The 20,961-nt window shown below is 61.3% G+C and carries 14 protein-coding genes; 6 read left to right on the top strand and 8 right to left on the bottom strand.

What is annotated here, in order from left to right; genetic code table 11:
- Positions 1-180: 180 nt before the first annotated feature.
- Together PLANPX_RS05600 and truB are read right to left on the bottom strand one after the other, a co-directional pair.
- Entirely contained in the window at positions 181-3,156 is a 2,976-nt protein-coding gene (locus PLANPX_RS05600) for an FtsK/SpoIIIE family DNA translocase (RefSeq protein WP_152097784.1), read from the bottom strand.
- Positions 3,157-3,613: 457 nt separating this feature from the next.
- Complete coding sequence (gene truB, locus PLANPX_RS05595; protein ID WP_172991892.1) at positions 3,614-4,513, bottom strand: tRNA pseudouridine(55) synthase TruB; 900 nt, start codon at positions 4,511-4,513, stop codon at positions 3,614-3,616.
- A 134-nt stretch (positions 4,514-4,647) separates the two neighbouring features.
- Here truB and rsmG point away from each other — a divergent pair, with 134 nt between their 5' ends.
- Both rsmG and PLANPX_RS05585 read left to right on the top strand, forming a co-directional pair.
- Entirely contained in the window at positions 4,648-5,331 is a 684-nt protein-coding gene (rsmG, locus tag PLANPX_RS05590; RefSeq protein ID WP_152097782.1) for a 16S rRNA (guanine(527)-N(7))-methyltransferase RsmG, read from the top strand.
- Positions 5,332-5,669: 338 nt separating this feature from the next.
- Entirely contained in the window at positions 5,670-5,993 is a 324-nt protein-coding gene (locus PLANPX_RS05585) for a DUF3467 domain-containing protein (RefSeq protein ID WP_152097781.1), read from the top strand.
- 104 nt (positions 5,994-6,097) lie between these two features.
- On the opposite strand, the gene PLANPX_RS05580 is transcribed toward PLANPX_RS05585, so the two are convergent.
- Entirely contained in the window at positions 6,098-6,751 is a 654-nt protein-coding gene (locus tag PLANPX_RS05580; RefSeq protein ID WP_152097780.1) for a hypothetical protein, read from the bottom strand.
- Positions 6,752-7,205: 454 nt separating this feature from the next.
- Positions 7,206-10,472 carry an ELWxxDGT repeat protein gene (locus PLANPX_RS05575; protein ID WP_152097779.1) on the bottom strand — a complete coding sequence of 1,089 codons (3,267 nt, stop codon included), beginning with the start codon at positions 10,470-10,472 and terminating at the stop codon, positions 7,206-7,208.
- Positions 10,473-11,091: 619 nt separating this feature from the next.
- Here PLANPX_RS05575 and PLANPX_RS05570 point away from each other — a divergent pair.
- Positions 11,092-11,496 carry a bifunctional nuclease family protein gene (locus PLANPX_RS05570; RefSeq protein WP_152097778.1) on the top strand — a complete coding sequence of 135 codons (405 nt, stop codon included), beginning with the start codon at positions 11,092-11,094 and terminating at the stop codon, positions 11,494-11,496.
- A gap of 207 nt (positions 11,497-11,703) precedes the next feature.
- Complete coding sequence (locus PLANPX_RS05565) at positions 11,704-12,444, top strand: hypothetical protein (RefSeq protein WP_152097777.1); 741 nt, start codon at positions 11,704-11,706, stop codon at positions 12,442-12,444.
- A 22-nt stretch (positions 12,445-12,466) separates the two neighbouring features.
- Here the strand turns inward: PLANPX_RS05565 and PLANPX_RS05560 are convergent, their stop codons facing one another.
- From PLANPX_RS05560 to PLANPX_RS05545, 4 genes are all read right to left on the bottom strand, one after another.
- Complete coding sequence (locus PLANPX_RS05560; protein ID WP_152097776.1) at positions 12,467-14,245, bottom strand: aspartate kinase; 1,779 nt, start codon at positions 14,243-14,245, stop codon at positions 12,467-12,469.
- Positions 14,246-14,388: 143 nt separating this feature from the next.
- Positions 14,389-15,612, bottom strand: a complete 1,224-nt coding sequence (locus tag PLANPX_RS05555) for a cofactor-independent phosphoglycerate mutase (protein WP_152097775.1) — start codon at positions 15,610-15,612, stop codon at positions 14,389-14,391.
- 52 nt (positions 15,613-15,664) lie between these two features.
- A complete protein-coding gene (locus PLANPX_RS05550; RefSeq protein WP_152097774.1) occupies positions 15,665-16,054 on the bottom strand; it encodes a GxxExxY protein in 390 nt (129 codons plus the stop codon).
- Between the two features lie 81 nt (positions 16,055-16,135).
- Positions 16,136-17,431, bottom strand: a complete 1,296-nt coding sequence (locus PLANPX_RS05545) for a homoserine dehydrogenase (protein ID WP_152097773.1) — start codon at positions 17,429-17,431, stop codon at positions 16,136-16,138.
- 255 nt (positions 17,432-17,686) lie between these two features.
- Here PLANPX_RS05545 and leuS point away from each other — a divergent pair, with 255 nt between their 5' ends.
- On the top strand, positions 17,687-20,341 hold the full coding sequence (gene leuS / locus PLANPX_RS05540; protein ID WP_152097772.1) for a leucine--tRNA ligase: 2,655 nt from the start codon (positions 17,687-17,689) through the stop codon (positions 20,339-20,341).
- A 53-nt stretch (positions 20,342-20,394) separates the two neighbouring features.
- Entirely contained in the window at positions 20,395-20,901 is a 507-nt protein-coding gene (locus PLANPX_RS05535; protein WP_152097771.1) for an REP-associated tyrosine transposase, read from the top strand.
- Positions 20,902-20,961: the final 60 nt, after the last annotated feature.

Genomic DNA, 20,961 nt, shown 5'->3' with positions numbered 1-20,961 from the left:
ATAATGCTAATCGCGACGATGCCGTGCGGCGTCGTGAGGCGAATCTTCGAAAGCGGCTGCTTTGCGGGCATTAAAACGGGGTCCAAACGTCACGGGTCGAGTCACTTAAGGATAAAGGCGCGACTGGGGCCTGTCAAATTGGGGAGGTTTGCGGGGTTGGGAATGGCTTCCCGCGAGTGCTTAAGCACTCGCGGCCCGCTTTCCGTGGTCCTCTAGATCATCGTCGTCCTCTTCCGCTTCCTCCTCGTCATCCCACTCCGACTCTTCCTCTTCATCCTCTTCCCACAGTTCGTCCTCGCCCTCTTCGGCTTCTTCGCCTTCCTCTTCTTCATCCCACTCTTCGTCGTCGGCTTCCTCAGATTCCTCTTCGTCGTATTCCTCGTCCTCTTCGGCTTCGGATTCCTCTTCCCACTCGGAGTCGTCTTCTGCCTCTTCGACTTCTTCCTCTTCTTCCTCTTCTTCCTCATCGGCGTCGCGGCCGAGGCGTAACGCGCGGCTCTTCGGCGGCGGCGTTTCGTCCTCCAAATCGCTCGGCTCGTCGGAGCCCGGCAGGATCTTGTTAGTCTTGCGGCGTTCCTGCGACGGAGCACTCGCCGCGATCGGCGGCGCAGGGGGAGCCGCCGGCGACGCGGCCTCTGGCTCCTCGCCATTGGCCTCGGCCTTGTTGGCGCTCGACATCGCTTCCCAGTCTTCGACTGAGATCGCCACTTCGCGGGCCTGCGAACCGTTGTACTCGCCGACGATGCCATCCTCGGCCATGTAGTCGATCAAACGCGCCGCGCGGCCGTAGCCGATGCCAAGGCACCGCTGCAGCAACGACACGCTGCCGCGCCGTTCGCGCACCACAATGTCGACCGCCGCTTCGTACAGGTCGTCGCGGCTCTTCATCTCGGCGCCGGGCATCGGCATTTCAGCGGCGGCTTCGTCCTTCGACTTCAAGTCGATCAACTCGCGAGCGAACTGCGGCGCGTCGGTCGCCACGTACTCGGTGACCTTTGTGATTTCGTCGTCGGAGAGGTACGTTCCCTGGCCGCGGAGCAACTGGCTCGTCCCTGGCGAGAGGAACAACATATCGCCGTTGCCGAGCAGCTTGTCGGCGCCATTCTCGTCGAGCACGACGCGACTGTCGGTGCGGCTCGCCACCTGAAACGCGATGCGGGCCGGCAAGTTCGACTTGATCAAACCGGTGATAACGTCGACCGTCGGTTTCTGCGTGGCGAGAATCAGGTGAATGCCGACCGCACGGCTCTTTTGGGCGAGGCGGATGATGTGCTGTTCCACTTCCTTGCCGGCGGTCATCATGAGATCCGCCATTTCGTCGGCGATGATCACGATGAACGGCAAGTTCCGCGGAATATTCTCCCACTCGAGTTCGCTGGTCGGTTTGACCCGCTCGCGCAGCTCTTCCTCGCCGAGCTGGTTGTAGACCGTCACGTGCCGCACGCCGGCGCGGGCCAGCATCGCGTAACGCTCTTCCATCTTCTCGACCGCCCAGCCGAGGATCGCCTCGGCCTTCTTCATGTCGGTCACCACCGGATGCATCAGGTGCGGCAGCTGGCGGTAGCCGCTGAGTTCGACCATCTTCGGGTCGATCATCAGCATCCGTACTTCGTCCGGCCCGCGGCTCATGATCATCGAGACGATGATCGAGTTGAGGCAGACCGACTTACCCGTACCAGTACGACCGGCGATCAGCAGATGCGGCAGCGACGCGAGATCGACCGCCATCGAATTGCCGGCAACGTCTTTGCCAAGGTAGATCGGAATCTTCATCCGCTTGGCGCGGCTGTCTGTCTCTTCGATCACCTCGCGGATGCGCACGAGCTGGCGATGCTCGTTCGGCACTTCAATGCCAACGGTGTTCTTGCCGGGGATCGGCGCGACGATGCGGACGCTCGGCACGCGGAGCGCGATCGCCAAGTCGTCGGCCAGGCCGGTGATCTTCGACAGCCGCAAGCCCGCTTCGAGCTCGACTTCGAACTGAGCGATGACCGGGCCGGTCTCGATTTCGACGACTTTCACGTTGAAGCCGAAGTTCTGGAAGGTCTTTTCCAGGATCTTCGCCTTCCGGCGGACTTCCTTCTCGTGCTCTTCGTAGCTCACCTCGTCCGAGGGGAGCAGCAGTTCAAGCGGCGGCAATTGGTAATCGAACTCGCCGGCGCCTTGGTTTTCGGCGGCGTCGAGTTGCTCCATCACCTCTTCGCGTTCCGACTTCGGCTTCGGTTTGGCGACGCGGTTGTTGGTGATCTTCAGCGCGGACGCGACCTTGGCGCGCATCCCCAGCGGCTTTTCACCGGCTGCTGCTGATTCGTCTGCGTCTTCTTTTGCATCCTCGTCGTCGTCGGCGAGCGCCACGACGTCGGCGCTAACCTCTTCCTCGGCAGCCGCTTGCTTGCTGCTGGGGGTCTTCACCCGCAGCGAATGGAGTTCTTCCTCGGCCTCATCGTCGCCTTCAGCCGCTTCTTCCTCTTCCCACTCTTCCTCAGCGGATTCCTCAGCTTCGGCTTCGTCGAATTCCTCTTCCTCTTCGATCCCGTCTTCGAGATCACTCAAGCGACGTGAAGTCGTGCCCATCGTCGCGACGCGTTGCCCCACGCGGCCGAGCTGCATCAGCCCGGCGCCCGAAACGACGGTCGTCTTCGCTGCAAACCGCAACAGCAGGTAGTCGGTACACAACAATAGACCGGCCATCAGCACGCTGAGGGCCAGGATGAACGCTCCCACGAGCGCGAACTTCGATTCGAGCAGCGCGAAGCCCATGGCTCCCAAATAGCCGCCGGCGCCGACTTCCGGGCCCGGCGAGCTTTGCTGAAAGAGCATCGAGAACAACGTCGCGAACGCGGCGAGCGAAATCGCCCAACCGACGCCGCGCAGCACCGGCTGATCAATCTCACGCCGCTTCAGCAGCAGCACGCTGAGCGTTACCAGCGAACCGAGTAAGTAATAGGCGCCATAGCCAACGCCAGCGTAGAGCGCATGCGCCACGTAGGCGCCAATCGGACCGCAGGCGTTCGAGTACTCCGGCCGCGGCGGGTAAACGAGCGTCCCCGGCTGATCGGCTGGGTCGTACGTCGCCAGCGCGGTCACCAAGAAGGCGCAACACGCCAAGAGCGCGAGCGCAACGAGATCGAGCTTTAAGCTACGGTTCTCAAACATAGGCAACTGATGCGTGGGCGATCCGAAACAACTGGTCGGACGCCGCGCAGTCGTCATGACCGCGAGGCGCGTTCGCTGGGCGCATCCGTGCCCAAAAGTCTTCCGTAGGTTTTTCGATCGTGGGGAAGCGCACCGTCATCCGCGACGGCGAACCGCTTCTCTACTCAGTTCTTCGACTCCGGCGGCTCGCGGCATTCAACCTCTCGGCTGGCAGTGCTAGCCCTTACCCGCGGCAAACAACGCGAGCGACCAGCGCCGCTGGTACAACCGCGCCAATCTGGCCCGAGCTTTGGTCAACAGCCCCGACCTAGCTAGGTCGGGGCTAGTGCGGCGTTGTCATAGCGAACGTGTCCTCCAGCAACGCCACTATCAATTCTTCCCGAGAGCAGAAGGAAGGCGCGCACCACCACGCAAGAATCGCCCCGCAAACTCCGCCAACGGCGAGAAGACTTGCCGCCTATGCCGGCTGCAGAAAGTTGGGGGAGGGTCGCAGCAATCCTGGGCGAACCTCTTTCAGAAGCGTGATCAATTCGCCACCTTCATCGACGCCGGCAATCAGCCCCTCGTCGCAGGCGACGTACGCCTGCAATTCCGGCGGTAGCAGATCGACCTTGATCAACCCGCCATGCTGCACGTCGAAGACTTGTCTCGCCGTCAGCGTCAGGAGCGACAGGTCAGGCACTGCCGCCAATGGCGACTGCAAGTGTTGCTGCAAACGCTCGAGGTCGGGCGCCCGCGGATTCATCGCGTCGGCGACGCGGAACGGCCCGACCGCCGTCCGCACGAGCGCCGACATTACCGCCGCCGTTCCGAGGAGCGCCGCCAGATCGCGACCGATGCTGCGCACATAGGTGCCGCTGCTGCAGCAGATCGCCAACTCGAATTCCGGGTACTCATAGCGGCCGAGCGAGATCTCGTAGACCTCGACCTTTCGCAGCGAGGTCTCGACTTCCCTCCCCTTCCGGGCCAGCTTGTACGCACGCTGCCCCTCGATCTTCACCGCCGAGAACGCCGGCGGCCGTTGCTCGATCACGCCAGTGAATTGCGGAAGCAGCGCCTCGATCTCCGCCCGCGTCGGCTGTGGCGGAGCGGCAAGCAATTCCACATCGCTGTCGACGTCGTCGCTGGGGCTGCGACGCCCCAACAAAAAGGTGGCGTCATACTCCTTCGGCATCCGCTGCACACGGTCGATCAGCCGCGTCGCCGGACCGAGGCAGGCCACGAGCACTCCTTCGGCCAGCGGATCGAGCGTTCCCGCATGCCCCACCTTCACCGGCCGCAGCAGCCGTTCGACCCGCGCGAGCGTCGCGCGCGAGCTCCACCCCTGCGGTTTGTTGATGTTGATGACGCCAAACATGCGGAACTGGTGACTGGTGGGGGGAATTGGTGAATGGGAGGTGTGCGGTTGGCCCATTCCCCCCGCCCCCATTTTCCACGATAATGACGAATTCCCAACCCCTTGCCCACGATTAGCAGAGCACCCCCAACTTCGTGTCAGACGCCGACCTGCCCATCGCCGACCATCCCAACCTCGCCGCCGCACTCGCTGCTCATCATATCGAGCTCGAACCCGCGCAGATCGAACTGCTCGATCGCTACCGCACGGCTCTCTGGCGCTGGAACGAGCAGATCAACCTCACGCGCCATACGACGTTCGAAAAATTCGTCGCCCGCGATGTGCTTGATAGCCTCGAACTCGCGAAGCAACTGCCGCAAGGGCGTCGCGTCCTCGATCTCGGCTCCGGCGGCGGCGTGCCTGGCATCATCATTGCCATCTGCCGTCCCGACCTACGCGTCACCCTCTGCGACTCGGTCGGCAAGAAGGCGAAGGTGCTGCAATCGCTGGTTGACGAACTTGGCCTCAGCGCCGAAGTCTTCGGCGTACGCGTCGAAGAACTGCTCGACCTGCGGACGTTCGACGTCATCGTCGCTCGCGCCGTGGCTCCGCTGTGGAAGATCCTGTTCTGGCTCGACGCGCATTGGCAAGCCTTCGACGAGTTGCTCCTTATCAAAGGGCAAAGCTGGGTCGATGAACGAGGCGAAGCGCGCCATCGCGGCCTGCTGAAAAAAATCGACCTTCGCAAAATTGTCGACTACGTGATGCCCGGCGATCCTCCGGGGCAAAGCGTCATTCTCCGCCTCACCCCTAAGGGGTCGGGCGACCAAGACGACTAGCCCCATAAAAGCCACTGGCTCCGCCGGTGGACGAGCGAAAACAACCGCCGGCTCATCGCGACGTGCGCCCAACTCCGGACTTTCCGCACATTTCCTACCTCCCGTCCGAAAATCCTGGCAGTCGGTCAGGTTTGCCCCACCGGCCTATGGCCCCCCGGTAGACGATCCCCTAAAATCCACGGTTCAACCCGATACCCACGGAGGTGCATCGGCGCACGACGATTCCTTATCCAAACGTCTCGTTCGCGATTCGCCCCTTCTTGGCCGTCCGCTTTGACGCTCCCGCGTTCTTTGCGGTTCAACAGAATTCAGTCACCTACGGAACCCAGGATCACACCATGTCCGAAGAAAAGAAGCCCGAAGCCGTGCAAGAAGGCCAACGCGTGCAGGTTGAAGACAAGCACGCCGTCACCTCCTACGCCAACTTCTGCCGCGTCACCGGCACGCCGGAAGAGCTGATCATTGACTTCGGCCTGAACGCCCAGCCGTTCGGCGTCCCGCAGGAAGCCGTCGTCATCACCCAGCGGCTGGTCACGAACTACTTCACCGCCAAGCGCTTGCTGCACGCGTTGCACCTGTCGGTCCAACGTCACGAACAAGCCTTCGGCGTGCTTGAAACCGACGTCAACAAGCGCGTCGTGAACCGCCCCGCCCAGGGCTAGTTCCGCGCTCGGATGAAGAACGAAAAAGCCGCGGCCAGTCACTCTCGACTAGCCGCGGCTTTTATTTTGGCGTTAGATCAGGGCAAGCAGAGCTCACCAACAGCTTACGCCAATCGCGCTCCCCGTCGCGGCGCCCGACGTTCCGCCGCTTCGCTCTCGCAACGCCCCAGCGCCCACCGCGTCATTCGCAACGCCATGACGCGCCCCGCAACGGCGCCTTCCGCGAGTTCTGCCAATTGCTCGGCGTCCCAAGCCTCGCTCCGAATCGCCGTCAGCAACTCGGCGCCGCGGGCGTCCTCCGCACGCCGCGGACTCGTAGCAAAACGCGACGCCGCCAGTTGCTGCCGCCCTAGCGCAACGGCGGCGCCGCTCAGTGATTCCCAAGCCGCCGCGGCGCCGAGCGCCTCGCACGACCGCGCGACCGAAATTTCGTCGAAATAGGCGTTCCATAAGCGAGCATCGAGCGGCGCCGGCAACGGCTCCGCGTCGGCGGCCCACAATTCGCACTCCGCTTCTCGCTCGTGCAGTTCCGCACTATCGCCCCACTGCTCCAGCAAACGGCAAACGCCCCCCTGCCCCGCCAAGTCGAACTGCGTCGCCAACGCCCGATATCGCCGCCGCATGGCTCGCGACATCGCGACGCGCAGCGACAACATCCTCGCCAGGAAGTCCCCACCAGTATGCCGGGACGCCGCGTCCGCGAGTTCGGTGCGCAGCGTCTCCAGGGCCAATTCAATCTCCACGTCGATGCGATCCATCTCGTTGCCTCGTACATTCTTCTCTGTTGCCAAACCAAGGTCGCCGACACGTTCCAGATGCCGCCGCCTCCTAAACTCCCCTCCCTTGCGGGGAGGGGCCAGGGGAGGATTCAAGCCGCCTCCCAAACACAATGCTCGCGCTGCACCACACTGTAGCGCGAGCGCGCAACACTGCTGTATAGCCGCGAACAAAAACAGCGCGTCAGCGCAAGAACTCGCGCCGACACTCACAAGCGAAATCTCTCCCTGATCTGCACGCCGACGTGCGGGCACCCGCATTCAAACCGGCCATCCTATTTGCCGCAATTTGCAAAGTCATGAACCAGAGCCGGCAAGATTCCGGCAACTTTGCAGTCATCAGGAGCATTCGCCCCAGCGCGAAGTCTCTTCTCTGGATGCAAACAAGGCGCCAGTTGGTAGCGAATCACCGCAAACTCGCCCCAGTCTTCTACTCTTACTCTCGCCAAAACTCCGTCTCTTCCAGCGCAATCGCGCTAGACGAACGATCGTCGAGATCATCGAAGCTCGCCGCTGCCACAATCTTAACGGGCGGTCTTATAGGAGCCACGTCTCGCGCAGGGTCTGCAAAGGCGAGGTTTAGCAGCGCGACGCGCTTCGCCGCCGTCGTGGCGATTTGGTTCCGTTTCAACCACAGTGACCGCCGATCGTCCTCATCCTTTTGATGGATGTGCGGCGCCACATCGAGCGGACGCATGTTGCGATCAGCCCACGAACTTGCTCCGCGAATTGATTCAGCTCGCTCGCCAATCGTAGCGTTCGCTGCCGAGGACTCCGTCGGCCGGACTTCTTCAAGATCTGCGAAAATAATCGCAGCAGTTTCGACGTTAACGCTAGGCAGCGCGGGTGACGCCGCTGCGGCGAATTTTTCGTCAGACTGATTCGTTGCAGGCAACGGCGCTTTCAGTCCGAAGTTCGCACGCCACAGGTCGAGATCTCCCGCGCCGACGACGCCGTCTTCATCGCCGTCGGCGCCGCTCCCAGCGGGCGTCGCTGTCGAACCAAACTGCCGTTGCCAACTCAGAAAATCGCCGCCGTCGACGATGCCATTGCCGTCGTAGTCGCCGCCGTCGGCTTCCGTGCGAATAGCGTACAACTGAATGCCCGTTTGATCGTTAGTTGCGAAAAACAGCAGCTTGCCGTCAATTTCTGTGAATCCACGGGCAAATGAGTCGCCTACGGCCAAGTCGCCGAGGAACTCCATCGACGAGACGCCATCGCTGCGCCACAACTCGAGACCGTGTGCAACGTCGGTCGCAGTGAAATAGAGCATTCCGTCGAAAACGAAGCTTCGCTCGGCACCAGTGAGCCGAGAAAAACCATATGGCTCGACACGTCTCGTGCCCAAGAGCGTACCGTCGGAAGTCCACATTCCCTTCCGTTGATCACTTTCAAATGTGCGGAAGTAGACCACTTCTTCCCCAGGCACAAACTGCGTCGGAGACGAACTAGTGCTTCCAGGATAAACGTCTCGCAGCATGTAGGTTCCTGCGTGCGTCCCATCACTTCGCCATGGCTCACTTCCGTGAGCGCCGTCGTTGGCGCCGAAATAAAATGTTTCACCGGCGACATAAAACTTGACGCTAAAAGAAGAGACGGAGTACGAAAGGCCGTTAGAGGGACCAGGATTGATATCCGCCAACAGGTACGGCAAGTTCGCGCCGACTTTTCTCCAGGGCTCCCAGCCATGCACGCCGTCATTCGCGGGAAACACCAGCGAATCGCCAGTTTGCACTGGAATGCCTAGCTGCACCCCTGCAGGCACTCCCAACGCCTGTCTGACCGGCATCGTCCCCGCTTGGGTTCCGTCGGTCTGCCACAGCTGTTCGGCTTCGCTCGGCAACAATAAGTACAACTTCTTACCCTGAAGCAGAACTTGCGAACCTCCGTAATTTCGGTAGTTCGGTAGCCCTCGCATGACGAACGTCCCTGCCTCGGTTCCGTCACTGCTCCATAGCCGATAGTTCGGCAGCGCGACGATCGGCCCTGCGATGGCATGAACGAATACGAGCGTCCCGTCGACATTATAGAATTCGGAGGCATTCAACCCTGCGCCGACCTCATGAATCGAGTGGACTAGCTCTGTCCCCGCGGGCGTGCCATCGCTCTTCCAAAGTTGGTACTCGTCATTACCGTTGGCAGCTCCGATGTAGAGCGCATCGCCAACTTCGACAAGGCTCCGGATTTGGGTCGTCGAGCCTGGATTGATCTCGAACGCAGAATAGGTACCCGCAGCTGTACCGTCGGTTCGCCATAGCGAGTTTCCCTTGCTGAAGTAGCCAAGCTCGTGAAAAGTCACTAGCGACGGCCCGTAGTAAGGTAGAGCGAGCGTTCTGTAACCGATTTCCGCGGTGCCAGTGAGCGTCCCATCGGATTGCCATAGTTCAGCAGCGCCGGAGCTTCCGACGCTGCTAAACATCACGCTGGAACCTACCGCCGTCAAAAGCTTTGGGTTGCGGTGCCCTAACGAGATCGTTCCCGCGGCCGTACCATCGCTCGTCCAGAGCGCCGTACCGCTTCGGTAGAATAGACGATCGCCAACGCCAATGATTCGCCTGTCCTCGATGATGCCCGACTGAGCAATCGGCACGGTTCCGGCCTCAGTGCCGTCTGACTTCCAAAGCTGCTGAGCGGCGTCACCGGCAGTAAAATAGAGCGTTCCTCCCACGTTCGTGAGGATTCCCGGTCGACGCAGGGGGAGCGCGAACGGCGAATTGGCATGGATATCTTTCAGCAGGCTTGCCTCGTTCGACGAGCCGTCGATGCGCCAGATTTCATCGAGCGTCGCGGTTTCATTCCCGACGAAGTAGATTGACCCGTTAACGTTGGTCAAGCCACCGGTGTAAGTAAACGCTCCCATGCCGCTAGCTGGAACGACGAGCTCCGCCCCGTTGATTTCGGCGCCGCTTCGCCATAGTCGGTACATAGCCCCGCTGTGAGCCGCGAAGTAGACGTGCTGGCCGGAACTTGTCAGGTTGAGAACGTTATTTACGCCCGCCGTCTTTCCGACGACCAAACTCGTGCCAGCAAGCGAGCCGTTAGTCTTCCACAAACCTCTCCCAGCTGCATCGCTAGCCGCAAAATAGGCAATGCCGCCGACGTCGACGATCTCCGTCGGGTTTCCGCTCGCTTGGTTGGGGTTGAGATCCGCCACCATGGAAGTTCCTGCGACGGTGCCGTCGCTTCTCCAAAGTTCACTCCCATGCAGGGCATCGTAACCGTTGAAATACAGCGTCCCGCCAACATTCGTCATCAAGTAGGCATCGGAGGTGCCTGAAGTCAGCGTCCGCAAATTGACGCCGAGCGACTGCGTTCCTTCCGCCGTCCCATCACTCGTCCACAGCGTCTGATCGCTAACGAAAAAAAGTCTTCCGCCGACGTTCGTCAAACTCTCGATCGAGTTCCCCGAGTAGAGGTCTCGCACCAGCATCGTCCCGGCGACAGTGCCATCGCTCTTCCACAGCGCGTTCGTCGTCGTCCCGGATTTGGCTGCGAAGTAAGCCAGACCGTTGGCTTCGACCATGGCAGTCGGATTCAACCCGCTCATCGGCAGGTTAGCGTGGAAGTCGCCGATGACTTCCGGCATGCCAGCTAGTGCCAACCGATCTTCGAGCCGCTCAAGTTGCAGTTGGCAAGGAGCCCACTGACTCCGCGTCGTCGAGAGTCGTGCCGACTCATTCGTTCTCCATGCTTTACGTCCCATCGCCTCGCCTCCGCCGCAATTAAATGAACTGAATAACGTTCAAAATGACTAGCAGCCGAATTGGCCGCGAAAGAAATCGAGCAAAGTGACCGCGCAGAGAGATCGTCAGCCGATCCACCGCGATCAACGAAGACGCCTAGGCTTGCCGGAGGACCAATGCCTAGCAGTTCCTCGCAAGTGGAAATAAATTCCCCGAGGAACGCAGATCGCGTCAACAGAATCGCCGCCGCCCACGGCCAGAAGCCGTCGGCGCGACGCGACAAGATTTCAAACATGCCTCTTCCAACGGCCCGTTTGCCCCTGTGTTCCAGAAACGAGCCATCGCTACTATACCACTCGCCGCTCCTCGATTGCAATCAAATTAGTCGCCTTTCGGCAGCCTCCTGTCAGCCTGCCGCGCGGCCCTATTCACGCTGCTCGCCGGAGGCGCCTCAAACCTCATCCCGCGAGTCCCACAACTGCGATTCGGCGAATCTTCGGGCTTCTCAGTTCGAATTGCTTGCCGAGACTCCCGACAAACTCTTCCCACCGCCGTTTCAAACTTCCTATAATGCCCACATCGAGCGGCCCCATGCCTCGGCCGCGATCGACGACCTCCGCACATTAGGACGTTCTCCCCATGCCCGTCGCGATGGAGCTCTCTCGCATCATCATCAGCGAGATCAACAACGAGCAAGTCATCTACCTTAAGGAAATCGACGGCGCGCGAACCTTCCCGATCCTCATCGGGCTCTTCGAAGCCAACAGCATCGATCGACACGTCAAACGCCAGGAGTCCCCGCGGCCGCTGACGCACGATCTGCTGGTAAGCGCCGTCGAACAGCTCGGCGGCCAGTTCCAAGACGTCGTCATCAACGAACTAAAGGACCACATCTATTACGCGGTCCTGCGAGTGCGCCACGAAGGCGAGCTGATCGAGATCGACGCCCGCCCGAGTGACGCCATCGCCGTGGCCGTCACCTGCGATCCGCAGTTGCCGATCTTCGTGAACGAAGACGTCCTGCACGACGTAAACGGCGGGTGACGCTCCGGGCTAATAGAAGGCGCTGAACGCATCCCTGTGTTAGGCATGTACCAGTCGGAGGGTCCGCGCATGTTCGAGCCTCTCGCCAACGATCGCCGCAAGACCAAGTACACGATCGAGCAGGCGTTTCGCGGCATTCAGGCCTTCGTCACCGAGAACTGCGGCGATGAGGTCGTCCTCTCGCTCGACGAGCCGCTAATCACCTACATGCTGCCAGCCATCGGCAGTCATGAATGCCCTCTTGAGTTCCTGGCGGATCTCGCGAGCTACTTCCAGTTCGAATGGAGTGAAAATCGTTGGGCCATTTGGCTGAAATTACGAAACAAATCGCTTAAGGCGATGACCAAAGCACAGCGAGAAGCAACTTGGAGCAGCTGGAAGAGTGACGTCGCCCCGCAATTCACCGTGCGGTGCCTCGCCGAACTGATGGCGAGAAAGGCAAGCGTCCCTTCATTCGAACCCGTGACCATTCTCGGAAGCCACTGCGAACCAGCCGGGATCTTTCTGGGGCTGTGCGGGCTCCCAGAATCTAGGAACGGCCGTTACGCCCCATCAACGCCGCTTCGAGCTCTTGGCGGTTCTACCCGCATCTGCAAACTGTGGGCGCGGGCCGAGTGGATTTCCGGCGCTCGCTTACCAGCAGTGAAACAGCTGCGCTTGTGCCGGCCTCAAAATCTCATCCAACACGTTCGAATGGTTGCATTCGGCCTCGGAGGATTTGCAACTTTCATCGTCAGCGTTTTCGCAGCGTTTGCAGCCTTTGACGCGGAGCCTAATACATCCTCTTTTTGGCTTGGCCCGGCTCTTGGCGTAACGGCAGCCGGCCTGGTGATGCTTGCCATCAGCCGCATTGCGGAGCGAGTTCACGATCCGCTCCCAAAGGAAGTGCAGACTTTCGGCGACTTGGCAAAGCTCATCGCGGCGCAAGGGCGACCGAACGCGAATTAAACAACATCGCTAATGGCGACGCTTACCCCATCACGTCCGCGAACGCCGTCCGCAGGGCCTTCAACCCCGCTTCGCCCTTGTCGGCGCCGACGACGACGTTCACCCGCACTTCGCTGGTGTTGATCATCTCGACGTTGATCCCCGCCTCGCTCAGCGCCTTGAACATCCGCGCCCCGACGCCGACGTGCGTCCGAATGCCAACGCCGAAGACGCTCAAGATGGCGATCGTCGCGTCGCTGCTCACCGGACCGCAACCGAGGCGGTCGGCCGCTTCCATCGCGATGCCGACGGCTTGCAGCACCGCGTCGCGCGGCACGGTGAAGCTAAGATTCGCCTGCCCGTCGCGGCCGGCGCCTTGGACGATCATGTCAACCAGCAGGCTCTCGGCGGCGACCGCTTCGAAGATCTCGGCCGCAATGCCGGGCGAGTCAGGCAGCTGCGAAATGGTAATCCGGCCCTGCGTCTGATCGAGCCGAATGTCGTCGATGGTAAGATCTTCCATCCGCTGCAACCGCGAGACGACGTCGACAGGGCTGGGACGCTCGACCTTGGTCGCGCCTTCGCCGAAGCTGGCCCGCGATTGCGGCGGCTTTTCAAGTTCGAACTCGTCGTGCACCGCACGGAGCGCTTCCATTCCCTGCGAGCGTTCGACGAGCGCCGAGATCTTGATCTGGCTGGTGCTGATCGCCTGAATGTTCACGCGAGCGTCGGCCAAGGCGCGGAACATCCGGTCGGCGACGCCGGTTTGCGTCGCCATGCCGAGTCCGACGACCGACACCTTCGACAGGTTGGCGTCGTGCGACACCTCGCCGCCAAGTTCGCGGGCCGCTTCGCCGACGGTCTTCAACGCCACAGGCAGGTCGGACTCGAGAACGGTGAACGCGATATCCGCGACGCCGCCGGCGCCAATGTTCTGCACGATCATGTCGACGGCGATGTTCACCGTCGCCAGCCGCGAGAAAATGCGGTGCATCGTGCCCGGCTTATCGGGGACGCCAGTGAGCGAAATACGGGCTTCGTTCTTCGTGAGCGCACAACCGCTCACCGCGCGATCGCTGCTCTCCGGCAGGCTGCCGATGATCGACCCCGGCTCGTCGCTGAAGCTCGCACTGTTACGCACATGGATGGGCACGTCGAACTTCTTGCCGAACTCGATCGAGCGGCTGTGCATGACGCCGGCGCCGAGGCTGGCGAGTTCCAGCATCTCGTCGTGACTTACCCGCTCCATCTTGCGGGCCGAGGGGACGATCCGCGGGTCGGTGGTGAAGACGCCGTCGACGTCGGTGTAGATTTCACACGAATCAGCCCGCAACACGGCGGCGAGGGCGACGGCGGTCGTATCGCTGCCGCCGCGGCCGAGCGTCGTGATGTTGTAGTCTTCGTCGACCCCTTGGAAGCCGGCCGCGATGACGATGTGGCCGTCATCGAGATGCTTCTTCATCCGGTCGGCGGAAATCGACTGAATACGGGCCTTCGTGTGCGAGCTGTCGGTCTTGATGCCGATCTGGCCGCCGGTGAGGCTGACCGCTTGCCCGCCGAGGGCGTGAATCGCCATCGCCATCAGCGCGACGCTCACTTGCTCGCCGGTGGAGAGGAGCATGTCCATCTCACGCGCCGGCGGCTGCTCAGTAATCTGGCGAGCGAGGTCGACGAGCACGTCGGTCTGCTTGCCCATGGCGCTCACCACCATGACGACCTGATGCCCCTGCTGCTGCGCGCGAATCGCCTTGCGGGCGGCAGCCATGATCTTTTCGCTATTGGCGACCGAGGTGCCGCCGAACTTCTGCACGATGAGCGACATGTGTTATTTAAACCCTATGAGATTGAACGCCTAGAGCGAGGGCAATGACGAATTCCCAAATGACGAATGACGAATGAACTCTGCTGCTTACCCATTCGTCATTCGGATTTCGTCATTTGGACATTCTCACAGGCCTTGGCCGCTCAAACGTTTTTCTTGATAAACCATTCCATCGTCCGCCAGCCTTCGTCGAAGGCGAGCGATGACTTCGCGGCGTTCGTATCGCCGTAGCTGGTGAACTCGTCCGGCTTGATGCCCGTACCAGCCATCGCGACGGGGACGTTGCCGTGCGTGTGGGTCTTCGTCCGCACGAACGTCGGGTGATCGGGCGAGATCATCATCCGCCAGTCGCCGCGAGCCTTCAGCGCCTCAACCAGCGGAGCGACCACATGGCGGTCGATCTCTTCGATCGCCTTGATCTTTCCTTGTACGTCGCCTTCGTGGGAAGCCTCGTCAGGAGCTTCAATGTGCACGCAAATGAGGTCGACGTCGTTGAGCGCCTCGATCGCCGCTCTGCCCTTCGCCGCATAGTCGGTGTCGGTGTAGCCGGTGGCGCCTTCGACCTCGATTCGCTTCCAGCCAACGAGCGTCGCCAAGCCACGGAGCAGGTCGACGGCAGTGATCATCGCCCCATGGACGCCATGAGCGAGGTCGAACCGCTGCAGCGACGGCGCCCGGCCAAGGCCCCACAGCCAAACGTTCGTCGCCGGCAGCTTTCCATAGCCCTGGCGAACGACGTTCACCGGATGATCCTTGAATAGCTCGACCGACTTTTCCATCAGCGAGACGAGCACGTCGCTGCCGGGGCCGCGCGGAAAGTCCTCGGTGATCGACTTGTCGGTGAGATCGTGCGGCGGCGTCGCCCGCGTCTCCATGCTGAACGGCGCCGGTTTGCTGACGCCGCGCCAGATCATCAGGTTGCGATAGCTGACGCCAGGGACGAAATGCAGCACTTGGCTCAACTCAGTGTCGGCTGTGACGTATTCCTGCATCGTCGCCAGCAGCTTCGTCGCTTCGTCGGTGCCGATATGGTCGGCCGTGAAGTCGCGCATCGTCTGGTCTTCCACCGTGACCAGATTGCAGCGAACCGCCCAATCCTCGGCGCCGAGTTCGATCCCCTGCGCAGCCGCTTCGATTGGCGCCCGGCCCGTGAAGTTCTTCAGCGGGTCGTAGCCCAAGAGGCTCATGTTGCCGACTTCCGACCCGGCCGGCAGCACCTTCGGCGTGTGGCAGGCTCGAGCGATCACGCCGGCGGCGACGAGCGCATCCATCGCCGGAGTGTGGGCCGCTTCCAGCGGAGTCTTCCCGCCAAGCGATTCCTGCGGTTCATCGGCGGCGCCGTCGGGGATAATGATTGCGTATTTCATAGTTCTTTAAATCTCACCACGACGGCACGACGGACACGACGAAATGCAAAAGCTAGAGGGCAATGCGTTTGATGCCCTGCTTCAGCAACGACACGTTGAAATTAACCAACAGTCCGACGCGCCTCTTAGATATTTTCAAGTAAGTGAGTAACTGAGCTTCGTGAATTGGCAGTAGGGCTTCAATTGCTTTCAGTTCGACGATGACCTCGTCTTCCACAATCAAATCAATCCGCAGGCCAGATTCAATTTGCATCCCGCGGTAAACAACCGGTAACGCTGCTTGCCGCTGAACCCGAACTCCCGAAAGTTGGAGCTCATGGCAAATACATGCTTCGTACACAGACTCCAGCAACCCTAGCCCCAACTCACGATGGACAGCGAAGGCCGCATCCAGAAATCGAGAAACCGCCTCTTCCGTCGACGCCGGAATTGGTTGAATCATGTACGATCTCTCCCAATAAATTCGATCCTTCGTACTTTCGTCGTGTCCGTCGTGTCGTCGTGGTTCAACTCATCTATTCGCTTATCCACGCACCCACATGCGAACCGTCTCGCCGCGGACGCTTGCCAGCTTGTCGATCTCTTCGCAAGCGCGGGCGGCGTCGCCTTCGCTCGCTTCGTGCGTCATGATGATCAGCGGCACGATGCCTTCCATCAGCGACGGTTCATGTTGCAGCACCGAAGCGATCGAAATGTCATGCTTGCCGAGCACCGTCGCCACTTGGGCCAGCACGCCCGGCGTGTCTTTCACCATCACCCGCAGGTAGAACTTCGCCTTCGCGGCGTCGTTCGGCGCCGTGGTCACGCGCGCCTGACGGTTCGACCAGAGTTCCAGCGTATTGAACGTGATCGCCGTGCGACCGACGGCCGTGTCGATCATGTCGGCCACCACCGCCGAGGCGGTCGGCATCTGCCCGGCGCCTTGGCCGAAGTAAAACAGCGGGCCGACCGCGTCGCCCTTCAAGCGAATCGCATTGAAGGGGCCGCTCACTTCCGCCAACGGGCTGCCTGAACGGACCAACGCCGGTGAAACGTCGAGTTCCAGGTAGTCGTCCACCAAGTCGGCGGTGGCGAGCAGCTTGATCTGGTAGCCGAGCTGCTTCGCATAGCGCACGTCGGCCACATCGAGCTTATCGATGCCGACTCGGGGAATATCCTTCCAATCGACGCGGGCGCCGAAGGCAAGTTGCGCGAGGATCGCCAACTTCTGGGCCGCGTCGCTGCCGTCGACGTCCATGGTCGGATCGGCCTCGGCGTACCCGAGCCGCTGGGCCTCGGCGAGCACCGTGGCGTAGGGGGCGCCTTCGTCGCTCATCTTCGAGAGGATGAAGTTGCTCGTCCCGTTGAGAATGCCGTGCAGCGAAACGATCTGGTTCGCCGACAGGCAGGTGCTGATATTGGCGATGATCGGAATGCCGCCGGCCACCGACGCCTCAAACGCGATTGAGCGGCCCAACTCCCGGGCACGGTCGAACAACTCGGGCCCGTGCTCGGCCAGCAGCGCTTTGTTCGCCGTGACGACGTCTTTGCCGCTTTCCAGCAGCTTCAGCATGATCGTACGGGCCGGCTCCAAACCGCCGACCAAGTGGGCAACGACCTTGATCGTCGGATCGTTGATCACGTCGTCGACGTTGTCGGTCAGCACGCCGGCTGGCAGATCGCAATCGCGGCCCTTCTTCAGGTCGCGAACCACTCCCTTCTCCAGCCACAACACCCGTCCCGCATGCCGGGCCGTGCGATCGCCATGGTCGAGCAGCAAACGCGCCACGCCGCTACCGACGGTGCCGAGACCAATAATGGCGACTTTGGTTTTTTCCATGGGGCGTGGCGTCATCTCGATGAAAGGGCAGGCCTACCGTGGAGGAGGGGCCTCCCTGTGCGGGAAGTTCGGGCCGAAACAAGCACGCCATGGTAAATCGCGAGGTGCGCAAACGTCAACGGGCGACAGGTTTGCGCCGCTTGGCAGGGCGAGTAGAATCAGCGATTCTAGCCCTGCTCCCCACCAGCGAGCCGGGCCGTCCCGGCCCCGGCGCCACTCATTCCCCACTTACCGCCCGCGACCAAAACTCCCGATATGCCACGCTACAACCCCGCTGCAATCGAACCGAAGTGGCAAGCCTACTGGGAGCAGCACGCGACGTTCGCCGCCCCGAAGATGCCGGCGGGCGAGAAGCTCTACGCCCTCGACATGTTCCCCTACCCCAGCGGCGACGGCCTCCACGTCGGCCATCCCGAAGGGTATACGGCGACCGACATCGTCTGCCGGGCTGCCCGCATGCAGGGGAAGAGCGTCGTCCACCCAATGGGGTTCGATAGCTTCGGCCTCCCCGCGGAAGAACACGCCATCAAAACGGGCGTCCACCCGCGGATCCAAACCGAGAAAAACATCTCGACCTTCCGGCGGCAGCTGAAGAGCCTCGGCTTCAGCTACGACTGGGGCCGCGAAATCGCCACGACCGACGTGGAGTACTTCCGCTGGACGCAGTGGATCTTCCTGCAGATTTACGACACTTGGTTCGACGCCGACTTGCAAAAGGGCCGGCCGATCGCCGAGTTGCCGATCCCGCCCGAAGTCGCGGCCCTCGGCACGGAGGCGGTGCGTGATTACCAAGACGAACGCCGCCTCGCTTTCCAGAGCGAAGCCCCGGTGAACTGGTGCCCTGCCCTGGGCACGGTGCTCGCCAACGAAGAAGTGATCGACGGCAAGAGCGAGCGCGGCGGCCACCCCGTGGTCCGTATGCCGCTGCGGCAGTGGATGCTCCGCATCACCGCCTACGCCGACCGCTTAGAAAAGGACCTCGACGGGCTCGACTGGCACGATGGGATCAAAGCCCTCCAGCGCAACTGGATCGGCAAAAGCACCGGCGCCGAGGTCTACTTCCCCCTCCCCGGCGTGCAGGACGTTCTCGTCCCCGACGAGGAAGGGACGACCGAATCGCTCTTCGTCACCACGGAGATCCGCGTCGAGGAGAGCCTCGACGTCTACACGACGCGGCCCGACACCCTCTTCGGGGCCACCTACATGGTGATCGCGCCGGAACACCCGCTCATCGACCGCCTCACCAAGAAGGAAGAAGCCGCCAAGGTGCTCGCCTATCGCGAGCAAGCCACCCGCAAGAGCGACCTGGAGCGAACCGAGCTCTCGAAGGAAAAGACCGGCGTCTTCACCGGCAGCTACGCCGTGAACCCGGTGAACGAGGAGCACATCCCGATCTGGGTCGCCGACTATGTGCTCGCCTCCTACGGCACCGGCGCCATCATGGCCGTCGCGGCCCACGACGAGCGCGACTTTGAATTCGCCCAGCAATTCAACCTGAAGATCATCCCGGTGGTCGACCCAGGCGAAGCTGTCACGCCGGAAGAGCGCGAAGAAGTCCTCGCCGGCAAACGCTGCTTCGGCGGCGCGGGCGTCGCGATCAACTCCGGCAAGTACAACGGCCTTCCCACTGCCGAATTCAAACGCAAGATCATTGCCGATCTCACCGAGCGCGAAGTCGGCCGCGAAGCGGTCAACTACAAGCTCCGCGACTGGCTCTTCAGCCGGCAACGGTTCTGGGGCGAACCGTTCCCGATCTTGCACGAACTCGACGCCGCCGGGAACAAGACCGGCCGCGTTCGCGCCGTGCCGGAAGACCAACTACCGGTCGACCTCCCCCACCTCGACGACTTCAAGCCGCACGGCCGCCCCGAGCCGCCGCTCGACAAGGCGCCCGACGAATGGCTCTACCCCGTCATCGACGGCGTGAAATACAAACGCGAAACGAACACGATGCCGCAATGGGCCGGCAGTTGCTGGTACTACCTGCGGTTCCTCGACCCGAAGAATGCCGCAGCGCCGATCGATCCCGCGATCGAAAAGGCGTGGATGCCGATCGACCTCTACATCGGCGGCGCCGAGCATGCGGTTCTTCATCTCCTCTACGCACGCTTCTGGCATAAAGTCCTGTACGATCGTGGCGTCGTCAGCACGGTCGAGCCGTTCCAGAAGCTGGTGAATCAGGGCATGATTCTCGGTGAAAACAACGAGAAGATGTCCAAGAGCCGCGGCAACGTCATCAACCCCGACGAAGTCGTGAAGGAATATGGCGCCGACGCGCTACGGCTCTACGAGATGTTCATGGGCCCGCTCGAAGCGACGAAGCCTTGGAGCATGGAGGGCGTCAACGGCGTCTACAACTTCCTCGGCCGCGCGTGGCGGATGATCATCGACGATCGCGCCGAGGAAATGGCGCTCAGCCCTGCCCTCTCCGACAACGCCCCGAACGCCGACGAACTCCGCGTTCTCCACAAGACGATCAAAGCCGTCACCGAAGACGTTGCCAAGCTCTCGTTCAACACGGCGATTGCCCGGATGATGGAGTTCACCAACTTCTTCACGAAGCAAGAACGCCGCCCGCGGGCTTGCATGGAACCCTTCATCCTGCTGTTGGCGCCGTTTGCGCCGCACATGGCCGAGGAACTGTGGCACGCGCTCGGCCACGCCAAGACGCTCGCCTACGAACCATGGCCGAAGTTCGATGAGTCGCTGATCGCCGAATCGACCGTCGAATTGGCCGTGCAGGTGAACGGCAAAGTCCGCGGCAAGATCACCGTCGCGGCCGACGCCGACAACGGAACAATTCTTGCGGCCGCTAAGGCGGAGCCGAAAGTCGCCGAGCAACTTGTCGGCAAGACCATCGCCCAGGAAAAGGTCGTTCCGGGACGGTTGGTTATCCTGGCTGTTAAGTAGCGGAGCAACGATTTCTTTGTGGGAGGCGTCTCCGACGCCGATTCAGGCCGCAAGTGAACGATCGAGCCCCAATCAAAGGCAATTCTCAATCGCTTCGCCAAGGAAGAATCTCCGAGGCGTTCGCTTGTTACTTCATCACCAAAGTCGTCGATCAGCGCCGCTCGGTACTCGCGAACGAGCGGGCCGCCGCAATACTTCTAGACAGCTGGAATTACCTTCGCTCGCGCGATCGAATCAAATTATTCGCCTTCTGCGTTATGCCAGATCACTATCACATGACGCTATGTTTGATGCCGGGAGAGAACCTCTCTCAACTGATGCTCGACAGCAACAAGTTCACAGCTCGAGAACTCAATAAGCTTTGTCAGCGTGAGGGAACGTTTTGGCAGGAAGGTTTCCTAGACCACCGCTGCAGGAGCGAGGCTGAACTACATGACCTATCGCTGTACATTGAGCACAATCCGGTAAGGGCCGGGTTGGTGCAAGCAGCCGAGGAATGGCCCTACTCCTCAGCCAGTCAGAACTGTCGCCACATGCTCGATCGCGAATGGTGGCCGTAATCGGCGTCGGAGACGCCTCCCACAAAACTGAGATAGCACACGCTCGCTTCCACAATACTT

The sequence above is a fragment of the Lacipirellula parvula genome, from assembly GCF_009177095.1.
Lineage (GTDB): Bacteria > Planctomycetota > Planctomycetia > Pirellulales > Lacipirellulaceae > Lacipirellula > Lacipirellula parvula.
Note: the sequence above shows the minus strand (reverse complement) of the source record. Positions and strands in the feature narration are given on the sequence as shown.

What these genes read in the sequence shown, in the direction of transcription:
- PLANPX_RS05585 (WP_152097781.1), top strand. Translation starts at nt 5,670, where the DNA reads ATGTCCGAAGAAAAGAAGCCCGAAGCCGTGCAAGAAGGCCAACGCGTG.
- PLANPX_RS05600 (WP_152097784.1), bottom strand. Translation starts at nt 3,156, where the DNA reads ATGTTTGAGAACCGTAGCTTAAAGCTCGATCTCGTTGCGCTCGCGCTC.
- leuS (WP_152097772.1), top strand. Translation starts at nt 17,687, where the DNA reads ATGCCACGCTACAACCCCGCTGCAATCGAACCGAAGTGGCAAGCCTAC.
- PLANPX_RS05575 (WP_152097779.1), bottom strand. Translation starts at nt 10,472, where the DNA reads ATGGGACGTAAAGCATGGAGAACGAATGAGTCGGCACGACTCTCGACG.
- PLANPX_RS05570 (WP_152097778.1), top strand. Translation starts at nt 11,092, where the DNA reads ATGCCCGTCGCGATGGAGCTCTCTCGCATCATCATCAGCGAGATCAAC.
- PLANPX_RS05580 (WP_152097780.1), bottom strand. Translation starts at nt 6,751, where the DNA reads ATGGATCGCATCGACGTGGAGATTGAATTGGCCCTGGAGACGCTGCGC.
- PLANPX_RS05555 (WP_152097775.1), bottom strand. Translation starts at nt 15,612, where the DNA reads ATGAAATACGCAATCATTATCCCCGACGGCGCCGCCGATGAACCGCAG.
- truB (WP_172991892.1), bottom strand. Translation starts at nt 4,513, where the DNA reads ATGTTTGGCGTCATCAACATCAACAAACCGCAGGGGTGGAGCTCGCGC.
- PLANPX_RS05545 (WP_152097773.1), bottom strand. Translation starts at nt 17,431, where the DNA reads ATGGAAAAAACCAAAGTCGCCATTATTGGTCTCGGCACCGTCGGTAGC.
- PLANPX_RS05550 (WP_152097774.1), bottom strand. Translation starts at nt 16,054, where the DNA reads ATGATTCAACCAATTCCGGCGTCGACGGAAGAGGCGGTTTCTCGATTT.
- PLANPX_RS05560 (WP_152097776.1), bottom strand. Translation starts at nt 14,245, where the DNA reads ATGTCGCTCATCGTGCAGAAGTTCGGCGGCACCTCGGTCGCCAATAGC.
- PLANPX_RS05565 (WP_152097777.1), top strand. Translation starts at nt 11,704, where the DNA reads ATGCTGCCAGCCATCGGCAGTCATGAATGCCCTCTTGAGTTCCTGGCG.